General features: G+C 48.8%; 19 protein-coding genes. All 19 read right to left on the bottom strand.

Going from position 1 to position 14865, the window contains the following annotated elements; translation table 11 throughout:
- Nucleotides 1–96: 96 nt before the first annotated feature.
- Nucleotides 97–1584 (bottom strand): DUF3383 domain-containing protein, encoded by a 1488-nt coding sequence (locus AACS90_RS17125; RefSeq protein ID WP_099123434.1) that lies wholly within the window; start codon nucleotides 1582–1584, stop codon nucleotides 97–99.
- Nucleotides 1585–1593: 9 nt separating this feature from the next.
- Nucleotides 1594–2106, bottom strand: a complete 513-nt coding sequence (locus AACS90_RS17120; RefSeq protein ID WP_099123433.1) for a phage gateway protein — start codon at nucleotides 2104–2106, stop codon at nucleotides 1594–1596.
- Nucleotides 2096–2464 carry a phage collar protein gene (locus AACS90_RS17115; RefSeq protein ID WP_099123432.1) on the bottom strand — a complete coding sequence of 123 codons (369 nt, stop codon included), beginning with the start codon at nucleotides 2462–2464 and terminating at the stop codon, nucleotides 2096–2098. The genes AACS90_RS17120 and AACS90_RS17115 overlap by 11 nt, the downstream gene beginning before the upstream one ends.
- Before the next feature lie 2 nt (nucleotides 2465–2466).
- Complete coding sequence (locus AACS90_RS17110; RefSeq protein ID WP_241538319.1) at nucleotides 2467–2934, bottom strand: hypothetical protein; 468 nt, start codon at nucleotides 2932–2934, stop codon at nucleotides 2467–2469.
- On the bottom strand, nucleotides 2925–3362 hold the full coding sequence (locus AACS90_RS17105) for a DUF4054 domain-containing protein (RefSeq protein ID WP_099123431.1): 438 nt from the start codon (nucleotides 3360–3362) through the stop codon (nucleotides 2925–2927). Before AACS90_RS17105 ends, AACS90_RS17110 begins: the two co-directional genes overlap by 10 nt.
- Nucleotides 3362–3712 carry a hypothetical protein gene (locus AACS90_RS17100; protein ID WP_099123430.1) on the bottom strand — a complete coding sequence of 117 codons (351 nt, stop codon included), beginning with the start codon at nucleotides 3710–3712 and terminating at the stop codon, nucleotides 3362–3364. The genes AACS90_RS17105 and AACS90_RS17100 overlap by 1 nt, the downstream gene beginning before the upstream one ends.
- Before the next feature lie 54 nt (nucleotides 3713–3766).
- Entirely contained in the window at nucleotides 3767–4834 is a 1068-nt protein-coding gene (locus AACS90_RS17095) for a major capsid family protein (RefSeq protein ID WP_099123429.1), read from the bottom strand.
- Nucleotides 4834–5328, bottom strand: coding sequence for a structural cement protein Gp24 (locus AACS90_RS17090; protein WP_099123428.1), 495 nt, complete (start codon nucleotides 5326–5328; stop codon nucleotides 4834–4836). Before AACS90_RS17090 ends, AACS90_RS17095 begins: the two co-directional genes overlap by 1 nt.
- Nucleotides 5328–6599: a DUF2213 domain-containing protein gene (locus AACS90_RS17085; RefSeq protein ID WP_099123427.1), complete on the bottom strand. Its 1272-nt coding sequence runs from the start codon at nucleotides 6597–6599 to the stop codon at nucleotides 5328–5330. The genes AACS90_RS17090 and AACS90_RS17085 overlap by 1 nt, the downstream gene beginning before the upstream one ends.
- A 1-nt stretch (nucleotide 6600) precedes the next feature.
- Nucleotides 6601–7314, bottom strand: coding sequence for a phage minor head protein (locus AACS90_RS17080; protein ID WP_099123435.1), 714 nt, complete (start codon nucleotides 7312–7314; stop codon nucleotides 6601–6603).
- Nucleotides 7315–7351: 37 nt separating this feature from the next.
- Nucleotides 7352–8839, bottom strand: a complete 1488-nt coding sequence (locus tag AACS90_RS17075; RefSeq protein ID WP_099123426.1) for a phage portal protein — start codon at nucleotides 8837–8839, stop codon at nucleotides 7352–7354.
- 5 nt (nucleotides 8840–8844) lie between these two features.
- Entirely contained in the window at nucleotides 8845–10245 is a 1401-nt protein-coding gene (terL, locus tag AACS90_RS17070) for a phage terminase large subunit (protein WP_099109825.1), read from the bottom strand.
- Between the two features lie 198 nt (nucleotides 10246–10443).
- Nucleotides 10444–11076, bottom strand: a complete 633-nt coding sequence (locus tag AACS90_RS17065; RefSeq protein WP_099123425.1) for a terminase small subunit — start codon at nucleotides 11074–11076, stop codon at nucleotides 10444–10446.
- 68 nt (nucleotides 11077–11144) lie between these two features.
- Nucleotides 11145–11390 (bottom strand): hypothetical protein, encoded by a 246-nt coding sequence (locus AACS90_RS17060; protein ID WP_099123424.1) that lies wholly within the window; start codon nucleotides 11388–11390, stop codon nucleotides 11145–11147.
- A gap of 391 nt (nucleotides 11391–11781) precedes the next feature.
- Nucleotides 11782–12234, bottom strand: a complete 453-nt coding sequence (locus AACS90_RS17055; RefSeq protein ID WP_099123423.1) for a lysis protein — start codon at nucleotides 12232–12234, stop codon at nucleotides 11782–11784.
- A complete protein-coding gene (locus AACS90_RS17050) occupies nucleotides 12231–12665 on the bottom strand; it encodes a lysozyme (RefSeq protein WP_099123422.1) in 435 nt (144 codons plus the stop codon). The genes AACS90_RS17055 and AACS90_RS17050 overlap by 4 nt, the downstream gene beginning before the upstream one ends.
- Entirely contained in the window at nucleotides 12649–12987 is a 339-nt protein-coding gene (locus tag AACS90_RS17045; protein ID WP_099123421.1) for a phage holin, lambda family, read from the bottom strand. Before AACS90_RS17045 ends, AACS90_RS17050 begins: the two co-directional genes overlap by 17 nt.
- A 213-nt stretch (nucleotides 12988–13200) precedes the next feature.
- On the bottom strand, nucleotides 13201–13971 hold the full coding sequence (locus tag AACS90_RS17040) for a Thoeris anti-defense Tad2 family protein (RefSeq protein WP_099123420.1): 771 nt from the start codon (nucleotides 13969–13971) through the stop codon (nucleotides 13201–13203).
- Between the two features lie 188 nt (nucleotides 13972–14159).
- Nucleotides 14160–14865 (bottom strand): site-specific DNA-methyltransferase (locus tag AACS90_RS17035; RefSeq protein ID WP_099123419.1); only part of this gene is annotated, 706 nt, incomplete at its 5' end.

Genomic DNA, 14865 nt, shown 5'->3' with positions numbered 1-14865 from the left:
GTCCATGGCCTGTTCCTCCCCGGAGTCGTTTTAGGCTTTCACCAAAACTTTGCTCGTGGAACAGGCCTCTCGTCAATTTCTTATCCAGAATTCAGGTTAAACTAGATTGTGGGAACCTTCGACTTTACGTACCCAATCGCCCTTACCGTAAATCAACACATATTTCATGGCGTATTCGGGCAGGCCGGAAACCCCGGTTTGCTCCACAATCTGAGCGTTATACCAATAACCTTTGTCCTGTACGTCATGCCAGGCCAAATCATCCCCGGAAGCATCAGCAACGGCGAGTTTCTGCACGTCTGTTAAGGTTTTGCCCGGTAAGATAGTGCCATTATTGAGTGCCTTGGTGACAGCGCCTGCAATGATAGTCATAGCACGGGCTTCGCCGTCTTTGTTCGCCGGAATACCGCGTGTGGCCATCAACAGATTGAACCATTGCTGGGTAATATGGGCTTTCAACCACTGTTCGTTAGCATGAACGCTCATATCCAGCGGATTGGAGGACGAACCACACAAGAAGCCGCGTTGGTAGAATCGAATTTGTGACCCCGCCACAGCCGTTTCGCCGTAGTAGTTAACACGCAGCTTATCAAACCGGTCAGCATCCAGATCGGCGCTGATTTGAGAAGGGAAAGTCACCCCAAACTGGCGGTACATGTAGTTGGTGGTCGCGTTATTTCGGTCATAATCAGTGGCGGCCATGATCGCCATCGGTAATGCCTGCACAAAAACGTGCTCGTCCGTTTTCAGGTTCAATCCGGTCGATGCCGTACCGACCAGTGCGGCACTCCAGTCTTCCGCTTTCTCTGCCGTGACCGACACATGCAACTGGTATTTGACATTCTCCCCGGCCACATACTCTGCCAGTTCAACCGCTTGCGGCAGAGCCATCTCCGTTAAAAAGGTCGCACTACCGAACGAATCAGAAATTTTCTCAGCGGCAATGAAAGCCGCCAGTGGCGATTGTGCAGCATTGCCTGCCGAACGGTTGCCGGATGAAAGCCCCATCGCATCCGCCAGTACCGAATAGGTCACGTTGATCTCGGCTTTCTCCTGCACCCCGCCATTTAAGACAAAAGCACTGTCCATTGCGTTAAAGGTCAGGTAAGCATTGGCAAATTGCGGGGCTTTCTCCGCGTTCAGTTTGGCTTGTACCGCAGAAGCAATATCGGCATAGGAAGTCGCTTTCGATAAGTCAATATCAGTGAAGGTTTTCATGACACTGCCAATCGTCACAGTAAAAGTGCCATCAACCAGTGCTTTCAGTTCATCAAGGACAGCGGCTTTGCTACCATAAATCGCCGGTGTCCGGCCTATCGGCTCATAAGCGGCAATCTGTAACTCTTTCGGCTTACTGACAGGCGCAGGGCTCACGTAACTGAAATACTGTCGGGCAAACCTGGCCTCTGGCGAGTCGCTCCCCAGCAGGGCGTCAATTTGACCGGAAGCAAACTCTAACACTTTGCCTGCCGGAATTTTCGGGTTGGTTGAAAACAAGCGTCCCGTCAGTTTGCGCATGGGTACGCTGGATGCACCGATCACCGCACTGGCGATATCGACGTATCGGGTTTGTTTTATCGGCATAAAGTCACCTTAGATTCGATAAATATCGGGAAACAGCACATTGACCGTGGCTGTGTTGGGTTTGATGTTGCGTGAATGGGTGATAGTGATATCAAACGAGGGTGACAACTCGTAGTTGCCCTGATCGTTAATCAGAAATGGCATCCGTAAATTACCTGCGCGTTGGATGCCAATCCCTTGCTTGCGCAGTGTCTCCACAAAGGGTAGCGAGTTCATGATCATGCGCACGGTGGCAGTCATATCACCCGCAGTGTACTGTTCAAAACTCCCTACGCCCTGCACCTGTAGCGTTTTCTCCACAATCTGGATTTCACGATGGTTGGCGTTGCGATCGGCGCAATGATAATTTCTCCCTTGCCAGCCGTGAGCGCTCTCACTGATAGGAAAAAACATCACAAAGCGGTTCTCTCGTCCTTGTTTGGTCGATTGAAAACCTGCGACGACAGGCACAGCAATACCCGCCTCATTTAACTGCTTCAACAGTTGTGCGCGCAGGGCAATATAAACGTCATTATCCGTCATACTCACCGGCCTCAATGCAGACAATCGACAGCCAGCCGTCCTGTGCATACCAGTCGGCATCACCCATCACATCGTAGCGACGCCCGGCAAAAACCAGAAAATCCGGCGACTGGTCCCGCTGGATATGGCGGATATCGTGCGTGGTGTAGAATTTACGGTAGACTTTCGCTGTATCCAGCCCCATGTCCTGCCCATCCTGCGTATCGATGGCCTGCCAGCTTCCGCGAATGGCTATCGGATCATGATAGGTGTTTTGCCACTGACCTAATTCATCCAGCTCACGCGATCGGAAGCGATACCACTGTACGGTTTGTTGCGGGATATAGCGCGAGGCAATGCGCTGTAAATTGCCGAACATGATTATTTGTCCTCCACACTGAACGTGACGGATTGCAGCATCAGGCCGCTGTCCACCAATGGCTTATGGGTTGCTTTGCCTTTGCTGTGACGGCTTGCCCGTGCTTTCACGGTGCTGTCTTTCAGTGGCGGCGTAGTCACAGCTTGGATAGCAAGCTGAATATCACCGACTGCAACACCACCCATCTGGCTCAGACCATCGGAGACTGAGAGAGTGTCGTCAATAGAAGCTTTAGCGGCACGAAGCATCAAATCAGCATATCTGGCCTGATTATCCTGCATCGCCGGGCGCATAAAAGGGCGCGGGGGAATATTGTTTGCCAGATGACCCAGTTCCTGAATCGCAGCCACATACGCAATCGGTGTGCCGTCAGGGTATTTTGTGTGTTCAAAAAAGCCGACTTTAAGCTGCTTCTTGCCCAGCTCGTCATACACCTGCTTGAGCCGGGTCAGTTTCGGGCTCATCGCCATACTCGCCCCCGATTTGGGAAACGCCCACCCACACCGCGAAAGGCCGATCGTTCGCCCCGACCACCCACATACATCGGAGCACGCCCACAACGATTGAGTAACGCCAGATATTGCTGACCAAAAGGCGTCAGGTTAAACCAGTGCGAGGTATTCGAACCCACAGGTGGTGCGGTAAAGCTGACATTGACACTACCCATGGTCGCGGCAGTGACAACGCCTGTTGGCGATTCACCCTGTGCCATTAACTGGCGCAGTTGCAGCATATGCGCCACCACCAGAATCCACAGTTCGTCAGTACAAACACCCCGGCACGGTGAAAAGTAATGCCGGGCGGATTGGGCGATGATTTCGATATCCTCATCGGGTTGAGCATCAAACTGCGGATACAACACCCGAAACGCTTTCAGGGGAAATGTATCCGTGGCCATTATTTACCCTTACCTTTATTGGCCTTCGGCGTATCTTTACCCTCAGCTTCCAATGATTCCGGCGTATCCGGGGCTGACTGGTCGCTGGCCTCCATATTAGTGGCCACTTTTTCGGGATCGGCCTCGCGGCTTTCGACAGTGATAAAACCATTTTCCTTATGCAGCCTGAAAACAGGGTTGTCTTTAAGCTGGGCATACTGTTCGACACTGACTTCAGTCACACGCCCGCGTGGGGTGTGCATCGCCCGGGTCATGATATTGGCCTGCCCGTGAATAAACACTGCACCGTCACGCACGGTATAGTTCTGGTCGTTGGACAGGGTGCAATAGATATAGAGAGATTGAGACATGAAGAAACTCCTGCCTTGAAAAATAAACAAAGTGCCCTCAGCAGAGGGCTGAGATTAAATGCCGGTTAAGCGGGTGATCGCCCACGGACGGGTCACAAAAATACCGGCAGTGGCGTTGGTTGCATCTTCCAGATAGCCCTTGATGCCATTTTCAGAACCCAACAATTGGTATTTCACCGGCACAACTTGCAGGAGGGTGGCATTAGTGGCGGTTGAACCATCATCCACACTGTCAGCGAACAGATAAGTGATATCTCCCCCGCCGTTAGCTCCGACAAATTCTGGCGAAAAGATAAAACGCAGGTTTGGGTAGTTTTCCTTCGCCCATTGTCTGACCGTTTCCCCTTGCGCCACCGGATTCGCTTTACTCAGCACTGAACGGAAGCCCAGTGGTAAAACCATTGTCATCGAATCGCTGTCTTTAATGCGGCCTCCGGACGATTTTTCGAGCCGGTCGAACAGGGTATTCATATCCCCGGTCACTTCGGCAAACGTAGCCTGCAACCACGGTTGCTTCGCCGTCTCATACGCGGGCAGGTTAGGATCATTCAGCAAACCAAAAACGCGGGTCTGCGGACTGTTAAAGCCGTAGTAGCCCACGCGTTCACGGGATTGCTCCAGTGATTCAGTAGCAGCATGACGTTTTTCTGCTGCCGTTTCAAAACCGGCGGCTGACTGGCGAGCCTCTTCCAGCTTACCGACCTGAAAACCCTGTTCAAAACGGACAATGCCACGGTGTTCCAAATCCTGTACATAGGAGGCCAGCGGGATATTAGTATGATCACCATACAGCTCGGCCTTACCCGTCGGCGTGGCAACATTCAGAATAATTTCTTCATCGTGCCACTCACCGGCGGTCATGACACCCGTGATCTCATCCAGAATACGGATACGGGTGGCAGTACGGATCAATCCTGGCAGTACATGCTGTAACATATGACGCTGAATAAAACCGCCGCTCATCGCCGGACCAGTTAGCGCCGAGTCCATTGCCGATAGCCCGCCAAAACCAATTTGTGCCAGTTCGCTATAGGTCCACTTCTGGTCTGCTGTGATATGTAACGGCCCTCGCTGACTGATTTCGCGCCCGGACAAATGAAACTTTTCTTTACTGACAGCCATTAGTGACCTCCCTGCGCTGCAACGGGATAAGGAATTTCAGTCAGGCGAACCACACACAGATCGGGTGTTTCTGCTGACTCCACATGACGGGAGACAAAGCCAATCACCCGGTCATTAGCGGTTATTGGTTCTTTGGCAGACAGTTTGCCGTCAATGTCAAACACCACTGGCGCATTGATACGCGCAACACCCGTTTCAAGCTGAGTGTACACCTCGCCCATTGTCAGGAATTCGCCGGTGGTGCCGTTTAGAGCATATTCCGCCCCGATACGATAGGCTTTTGGGTTGATCATAATCCCGGCAAAAGCGCCATCACCCCCCACACGCACCGTTTCGGCATGGTTATCTTTATAGGTGTAGGCCAGCCCGAACCCATTCTTGGTTTCATCCGCCGAGGACAGAACAGCCGCCGTCACTCGCACTGGGCCTTCGTGTGAAATTTCACCGACAACGCCCGATATCAGGCCGTTGGCGACACTTTTTGGTATAGCCATTATGCTTTGCTCCATTTGTCTTTGATGGATTGTTGGCTGATTGCCGCATCCGTTGTTGAGGTGTTTTTTTGCGAGTCAGGCACACGCCCGTGCATCCACGCATCCAGTGCGATCACTTCCTGCCCTTTCTGACAGGGAATACCGAGATGTTTGACACCGTATTCCGCGACACCCTGCTTGGTCATGCTGCTGTGGTCAAATACGCCGACAAACGGTGTGAGTTTGTGCACCAGCGTGTCACGGCCTGCCAGTTGTTTAATCAGATCGCCCGTGTCATAGGTGGGTTTCGCTTTCTCCAGCTTATTGACCTTGCGTTTCAGGCGAGAAATATCATCCATTGCCTGTATGCCCCGGCGAACTCGTTTGATGCGGCGATTCAGACTATCGGTCGTGGCCTGATCCAGATGCTCTTTGGCTTCTTCAATCGCCTGCTCTGCCGCTTCAATAGCAACTTCGGCATTTTCCACTGCTTCGGGATCGCCGGATTCGGCAGCTTCTGCGGCAGTTTCCGCTTCTTCGACGGCATCCTCCACTTTCTCTTCCGCTTCGTCCTGCGAAGGTTTATCGGGATCGTCATCACTCGTGTCTTTTTTATCCGGGTCATCATCTCCTGTTGGTGTTGATTGCCCGGACAGCGCAGCTCCAATCATCGCCTGCAACTGCTCGACCTGTTCCGGCGTGAAACCGTTATCGGTCGTGTTCTCTTTCTTGTCTTGTTCTTCAGTAGCCATACTGATTAACTCCTTGGTATCAATAGTGATAACGTGATCTTGCACCGCAACATCGGGGCCGGTTCGCCCTTCTGCCACCAGCGCTAAGTGATTGGCGCGGATATCGCGTTGAATGGCATCATAGTGTTCGCCATCAAACGTGCCGGGGGTGAAGTCGTAGCGGCAGCGATAACCCGGTGAAAGTTCAATCTTGCCGCTGGCAATCTGACTGAGTGCCGAATTGGATAAGATCTTGATATTGCCTTTGAGATACGGGTAATCGAAATAGACGTTCTCGCCAATCACGCCCTCAATCCCTTTCTGCTCGGCAGGTGTGGCTTCCCGGCCTAACATCTCGTGCTCATCCACAAACGGCATTAACCGGAATGAATTGATAGTCGCCGCGCTTTCCAGTTCTTCAGGGGGACGCAGTACCCGGTAAATCTGATCTGCCACCGGCGCACCAATTTCCACCCCCAGATAATCAAAAACCCCCACTTTCGAGATGGGGTTATCTTTCACTTCCAGCCAGCCGTTTAGGTCATAAGTACGTTTACTCATGTCATGGGTTCTCTCCAAAATCGACAACCGGTGTCCAGAAGCATTTGCAGTTCGGTAGCTCGCCCGGTAATCCGCGCTGACCTGTCCGGTCATCGATAATCGGCGGGTTATCCAGCTCGAACACCTGACCATCTAACTTTTGATGCAGTTTGCGTGGTTCAGCACTGCCGCCGGAGTGATGCCAGACTGCTTTGCGAATGCCTGCCGACTTCATGCGTTCATAATTAGCCGCCGTCGTGATCTTGCGGGTTTGATCAACCGCGATAAACTGCGCCCGTTTTTCGGTCACGCTACCAATCGCTCTGATTTCCTCCAGTAAGGTCTTTGCACCCTCACCCGCTTGGCTGATAGAACGTAATGCCGCACTTTCAATGCGAAAGTGAAACTGTTGCGGTATGGATTTAATCAGGGCGACATTTTCAGCGGTGGCAGCGGTGAGACGATCTTGCATCTCTGCCGGGCGTTCAGGGGTTTTAATGGTCAGGCCACCAGAAAGTTGTTTGAGTGAATCATCCAGATTGCGCTTGGCGTTGAGATCGGTCTGACTGACAAACTGATCTGCCATCTCTGCGGCTTTGCGGTTAAAGATACTGTCCCAGCGGCGTTTTAATTTGTTGAGCCAAATACGCGTCTGGCTGGCAATGCTGGCATCCATCGTTACCGATTCAGCATCATCCTGTAATTGGGTTAATACCTGTTCGTAATCTTTGAGCATCCGTTTGATTAGTCGTGACAAGTCACGCTGATAACGGTCAGTTGCTGCCGCCGAATAATGCAGGGGCTTGCCCTTCATGACTGCTTGTCGCGCCGCTGCCCACTGTTCCCGGCTCTTCTTCAGGCGGAGTTTCTTCGCCATACGCATCCTCGTTAATCTGTAAGCCGAAGTAACTGGATTCTTTATCCGCCGCCAGTTTCTGGCGGATATCATGACCATCTACCGCCCCCACGTTGGCATAGTTAACCGCCGTCTGGGAGTTTTTCAGCTCAATATCGGCATATTCAGCCGCTGTCGGGCTGTCCAGTGGTCGCCATGAAATACTGATGTCCACAATCGGCAAACTTTCACTGCGTAACAGGATTTCATAATGACGCTGGAGTAAATCTTCCAAATCGTTGGCCTGAATACTCTCCAGCTCTTCGCGGTAGGCTGCTTCTTCATACTCGCCACTAGAATTAAAGCCTTTGGGCGTGGTACCCAATAATTTAGTGGCAGGTACATTGGCAGCCGCGGCGACAAGCTGATATTGCGTCATAATGGTGGCATCTAAGTCAGCCAATGACGTATCAAACTGCTGAACAGTGTCTGAATTGCTGGTGATCTGCACACCGTAGTTATCCCGCATCAGCGCGAAATATTCGATATTCTCCGCAATCACGCCCTTATCCGCATTTTCTGCATCTGCCATACCGAGTGTTAATAATCGCTTAGTCATGGCTAACTGCGGCGCTTCATTGGCGGTGCGCTCAGAGGCGTACACCCGCTCGTAGACGCGCTCTGGTACAGAGACACCAAAATAGTTGTACATTGGCTTGAGTACGTTCGGTACGGGGAACGGCACAAACTTCACCAGATGGGATTTATGATAACGCCGTCCACCGATGCGGTAATAAGTCGGCTCGTAGAAATGCAGTGAGGCCGGATCTTGCACGTTATCGACTGTCAGTTCGGGTGTTACCCATTGTGGATCAATCTGCTTAATTCCCTTATACGAACCCGGCGCAACACCATCGGGATTAAAGGGATTTTCATAGAACTCTTTCGGGTTGGGTGTTTCCACCACAAATAGGGCAATGCGTCCCCCGTATACGCGCCCGAAATGCACCAGCTCTTTCATCGCCTGATGAATACGATATTTTTTATCGCGTTTTTTCAGTCGCTCAATAATGGTGCTATCTTCGCAATCAATTTCGTAACTCTGGCGAATGGCATCACGGGCAGGCATATTGCAAGCTTTATCCACCAGCCAATGCTTGGCAATCACCGCACACAAGTTATTGCCGATAAACAACTGGTTGGCATACCACGCAGCTTGGGCTTCCGATACGCCATACAAACTGCCTGCTTTAAATGAGGGGATCGAGCCATCCACCGAGTCCATCGCCACGCCGGTCATTGTAGGCTGTGGCAATTCCAATCCTTTAAAGCCGTTATCTTTAGCAAGCGAGGGGTATAAATCGGTGGAAAATGCTGAACGTTGAACCGGCGGTGCTGTAGGCCTTCGTTTTGAAAACGGCCACATAAACATTACCTCTTGGTTGTAAAGAAACTGCCTTTTTTCTGGTACAAATCGCGTAGGGCCTGCGTCATACAGTCCACCACATCATCATGCGCCCCTACTGGGAAAGTGGTAATTTCGTTAACAGCATCGACCACCCACGGTGCAATATCTTTATGCGGTAGAAAAATATTACCGGCTTCCCATTCCGCCGTTACTGCATGAGCACGAGCAACTTTACTGCCATCCGGTTCAATCGGTATCAATCCTGAAACAATACTTCGAAGTGAATCCATGACAGCTGGGCCATTGGCTTTATCTTCCACCAGCTTACGGCGGCCTTGTGGGAATTTCTCCGCCAGTTTTTGTACGGCTTTCAGGGTTTCGGTAAAGGTCATTCGGGCGCGGATTTGATACAACAGATAGGCATTTGCGCCCTTTTTTCCCCAGACCTGTCCAACCACATAGTCCGTCCCCTCACCATCTTTGAAAGTCATATCCCAGCTGTGGATCACCTTGTCGAATTTCTCCGGCAAGTCTTTCGGTAGGTAGTAATTCACCCAGTCTTCTTTAAAGATTGTGCCGCCAGACGGCTTCGGCGACTGCTGATACATGGCTGACCAGAAGTAATCCCCCAGAATGGCTTTGGTATCGAGCAGTTTTTCAATAGGATGCAACTCAGGCACTAAGGCTTCACCCTGTTCATTAATAGCCGGGAACGCCAGCACTTTGGCTTTCTGGCTGATTTCAATCACCTTACCGGACAAATCATCGGTCGCCCAGCGTGTGGCCATAATGATCTCGCCGCTGTTTTTTGACAGGCGGGTTTTGAAGGTAGAAACGTACCAGTTCCAGATGGCGTTCTTGGTGGTTGCGCTCAGAGCCTCTTTCGAGTTCTTAATCGGGTCGTCGATAATACCCAAATCCACTTTCTTCCCCGTGAGTGGTCCACCGACCCCGGCAGCAATGTAAGAACCTTTGTTACCCATGATTTCGAAGGTGTCGCTGTTTCGCTTCGCCATCGTTTCAATCGTTACTACCCGTTTGGGGTTCAGTGAAGACGCAGGGAATAAGTGCTGGTATTCCTCACTCATCATGATACGTTGTACATCACGGTTCATGTCCGAGGCTAAATCTTTGCCGTAGGACAATCCGGCAACCCGTTTATCCGGGTATTTACCAAAGAAGTAAGCCGGGAGGTAACGCGAAACAATATCTGATTTACCATGCTGTGGCGGCGCACCCAGAATCAGTATCGGACGCTTTCCATCCATCATATCCAGCAGGAATTCATCTAAGGCCGCACAAACCTGACGTGAAAAATCACTGGTGATATATTCCGGATTTATATACTGAATGAACTCATGCAGACTGCGCCGGGCAATCTCTCTTTCGATAGCCTCATCCAACATTGCATTATCGATATCCATGTCAGTGCCCAAAGTGAGAAAAATACGCGGTTCGCGCCAAAATCACGGTGAAATGATTTTCACGTTTTTGATAACAAATCAGCAACAAATAAAAGCCCAAAAATCAGGCAGAAGAGTGAAACTTTTCCCCGTTTAAGGTGACATTTTGATTGAGTTGGAAAGCGGCGATTCCTGAAATGTCCATTATGTTAAATAGGGCTATTTTTCCCGATTTTTTCTCAGTTTCAGCAACTGTTCAAAAGTCAGGTGACTGAGGTCGATTGGGTTCGGTGTCATCGAGCCATCGCTAGAACTTAAATCGACTTTCTTCGCTGATTCCCAGCCGAGCAGTTCCGCCAGTTGCTTGATAGCAGATTTCGGGTCATGGAGTTTTAATTTGATACCATCTTTGCCCGTGGTCAGTTCAGAAACGGCGCTGAGTGCTGCCGGATTCTGTAGGGCTGAATCTTTGAATTGCCATGTTGCTTGAAAGACTGGCTTTCCCTCGTCGTCTTCGCCTATCTGACTGTTACGGAAGTCGGCGATATCGTGAATAGATACCCGTCCCATTGCAGATAACCGCTCTAACGCTTCCTGACGGCTCATAACCGCCTCAGAAACTGCTTCTTGGTTCATGGCATCGAGAAATGATTTAACGTTAAGATTTGTTAAGATTTCAGATGCCGTTGCGCGAGCAGATTCATCTGTCTTTGCCTTCCCTCCTGCCTTGCGATAGGCATCTGTTTGATTCAGTCCTTTTAAGATACCTAAGACGAATTTCTGCTGAAGTTTCGTTAAAGCATCAAAGAGAACTTTTTGTTCATCAGTGAACGTGGATTTCTTTTGTGCCATTACTACACCTTCTCATATAACAAAAAACCCTCCGTAGAGGGCTTATTTGTTAAATAATTCAATAAAATTTATTCTTTAATGGCAATACTTGAAACGATTTCTTCAATCAACTTAGCATGTTCAGGATTAGCTTGATGTCTTTGTATATTAAAAGTGCACTCATCTGGATTTTTTTCAGAGTAATAAACATTACAAATAACCCCTGAACTCAAAGTGAATTGTATCCCATATTGAATAGGTTTTTCTACTGCATGATAAGGCGGATATTTTAAATACTGAACAATTTGGAGTAAATCTACTCTTTTTATTTTCATGAGATACCTGTCCATATCTTTACATTGCTGCTATACAAATGTCTTTCAAGTTATTTTTGCCCTTAAGATGCAACCTGAAATCTATCTATAGATATGTGCGGTATCGTAAAAACCAAGTAGCTAAGAAAAATTTATTTAAAATCTTCATTGATCGCACTCTTATTACTAACACACGATTGTTCATATCTATGCTTCAACTGAATTTCTATCGCCTCTTGGAAAGTAGTATCACGCCAATGAGTAGATATCACGTCTTCGTCACTGAACCGGATTCGGTATCGCCGCATTTTTACTTCAACCTGAATAATCGGGATACCAGTGAACTTGCTCGGCCTAAATCGAAAACGGCCGGTTAATCCTGTTTCTACATTTCGATATGGTGGAGTAGACATTAATGTAAACACTCAGTTTTGATATAGTCTTGCAAATACTTAGTTTGCTGCCCGTTCTCCGCCATCATTCGGAGGAGATAGTAATAATCTTGTTTAGCTGGTTCGGTAAGTTGTGGGATTCCTGCATCGCCCATGCTGCCGGAGGCAGTGGTTTCTGACACGGGACAGGTGGCTTGGATGCGCAACTTGCGACGACCAGCGGCAACATCAGCCCGAAGAGTGTCAATTTCAGTCTTAGCATTGGCGAGTTCCTGAGTGTGTTTAGTATCTAACTCATGCAGCATGTTAATGTGCGTGTTTTGATAGTTGAGGGTGTCGGTCAATTGCTGGATTTCAGTTATCTGGTCGCTATTGATATCGAGCTGCTTCTTGTACCCAGAACGGTATAAGAAGGCTGTAGATGAAGCAATAATCAACGCGATAATAGTGCCGCTGGTGAAATTGAGTTTCATGATAAAAACATCTGACGTTCAGATGCTCTGCGATTATCTAGCCCTCGCATGACCTTACCTGCCGCTTTATTCCATCGAGGGAATTCTGCCGCAGCACCAATGTAATCGCCTTGGTTAAGTTTCCGTAATAAAGTGGATCCTGAAAAATTACCGTTGCCACAATTGAAGATAAACGAGCACAGTGCATCGAACTGACCTTGATTCAAAGGAACTCTAACTAATTGCTTTAAGGTGGCATATATAGATTGGAGATCATCATGCAGAAATACTTCAGCCTGCTGCTCTGTGATCATATCGCCTTTTTTAACCCCTTTTGTATGACCATAGCCAATTGTCCACGGGATACCACCCGTTGCGGGGTCGGGATAGGCTTTCAGTTTCAGGCCTTCAAACTGCTTGATGCATTCCAGACCTTTAGTGCTGATTTCCATCAGAGGATGCTCCTGTTCTCTTCTCTGCCGCTTTACGCAGTAATTGACCAATAAAGTCCGTACCCAAGTAGCCAATCACCACACTACCGATGTAGGCCAAGTCAGGATTCAGACCAAACAGATTTAATACGTCACGAATAAACCAGGCAAACATGGCACACATAAAGGCATCGATTGACACCTTTAACCAGCCGCCACCGTGATAGCGACCGCGAAGAAATGCCATCGTTCCAGCGAGGATTGCTCCGATGCCTTGCTCTCTTATCGATATGAGCCAGTCTCCGAGGTGTACCCAGATATCAGGATTTTCTTTCATCTTCATATTTCCACCCCATTAGAACAATGGGCATCCATGGGGGTGAAATAGGTTCGCCCCTGAGAGTTGTAGTGAATAATTGCAGTGGCAGATTAGGTTAATAAACAGATAGCCACTTCTTGTTTTCGTCCCTCAAATAAGGGAGAAAAAACGGAAATAGGTGATAAAAAAGGCTACACCGAAGCGCAGCCTAACAATCAGAATGTAGTTTTGATTAGATTATTTCCATATGAAACAATAAGGCAGTGAATCGCCATCATTTTGTTGTTGCAACAGGCTACCTAATTTTTTGGCATCGTCATTACCGTACTCACCGATAAATTCGTATTCGTGCTTACCATATAAGTGGCTGTCGGTACTGCTACCCAATTGATAAGGTGTACCATCCACTGTTATCGTGAGGTTTTGCTTAAATAAATCCACCAACTTCTGATAACCGGTTTGATTGTTATCGGAAGAGACCCGGATAAAGATTTTCTGGTGTAACCCATCCCAGACGAGAAAAGCAAATGTTGTGATAGCGGTTTTATTCTGAAGGCCACTCAGCGTACCAAATGGGCCAAGATGTTCACCGGCAGGTTCAAACTCTGCATCAGCAAGATATCCCCACATCTGATCTTGGTTAGAAAAAGATCCCGTACCGACGACAAGATTAAAGCTCAGCATACAATCTGTCGGTTGTGGTTTTGAGCTGGGTTTCACCAGATGCCAGTCACACGCCATCAGATCATCAGGTGTCGGCTGCCACGGGAACCACTCGCCGTGTTTATTGCTCTTTTCAATATAAACAGGTTCATGAGATGTCAGGCGCATGTGTTCACCCGGTGCATCCCAATCACTGCGGTGTAATTTATTCCCCAAATACACTTGAATCATCGCCCATGGACAAGAGCCAACAGGCGCAGTGACTGTATCAATCTTATATTGTGCGGGAATAATTTTGCATTGCTTTTCAGCGTTCAGATTTTCTGGCTTATTAACTTTAGACATAAACACCTCACTTAATTGTTAATTAATAAAGGTAATTTCATCCCGTGCCAAATAGACAGCTAATACTACTTAGGGCAGGTTTTTATCTCAATTGAATACCCTGTAACAGAACCAATACACACTAAAATGCGGCTACCTGTTCTAAAACCTGTCTATTTATCGAGTACATAATTCAGTGAGTTGTAAACTCAAAGTTTACTACTGGTAGAACATAACTCTCTGATCTCTTGCTCTGTCTGCTTAAACCGTTCTTCTTCCAGCTCAACGCCCAAAGCCCTGCGGTTCAGTTTCAGTGCCGCCTTCAGTGTCGCCCCGGACCCCATAAAGAAATCGGCAACCAGATCCCCTTCACGACTACTGGACTGAATAATATGTGCCATCAGGTCAGCGGGTTTTTCGCAGGGATGTTTGCCCGAATAATATTGGACGGGCGCAAATTGCCAGACATCGGTATAAGGCACGGCGGCGGTGACGGTGAACGAACGGCGCATTAAACCGTATTCCTGACGCAGTTCTTCATATTGGCGCGATAACGTCAGGTGAGATCCCACCAGTTCATCATAGGGTTTGTTCAGTTCACCACACTGGTGCTTTTCGTTAGCGATACGGTCAAATAATTCCTGCAGTTTTTGATAATCCACTTCATTGGGTAACTGCCATTGGCTATCGCTGAACCAGTGACTGGCCATCTGCTTTCCGGTAGCCTTGTGAATGTCTTTTGCCGTTACACCTAATGCTTTCCGGGCATCACGGAAATAATCGATCAGCGGCTTGAACACCGACTGTTTCAGTTCCCGGCATTGCTTGAAATAGCCATCGCCTTTGGGATGATAAGGTCCTTGATAATGCTCGGCAAAAATGATGCGTTCTGTAGCCGGGAAATACATTCTCAGG

Source organism: Xenorhabdus sp. KK7.4 (assembly GCF_963876465.1).
Classification (GTDB): domain Bacteria; phylum Pseudomonadota; class Gammaproteobacteria; order Enterobacterales; family Enterobacteriaceae; genus Xenorhabdus; species Xenorhabdus stockiae.
The sequence above is the reverse complement of the archived record's forward strand: the minus strand, read 5'-3'. Positions and strand labels throughout refer to the sequence as shown.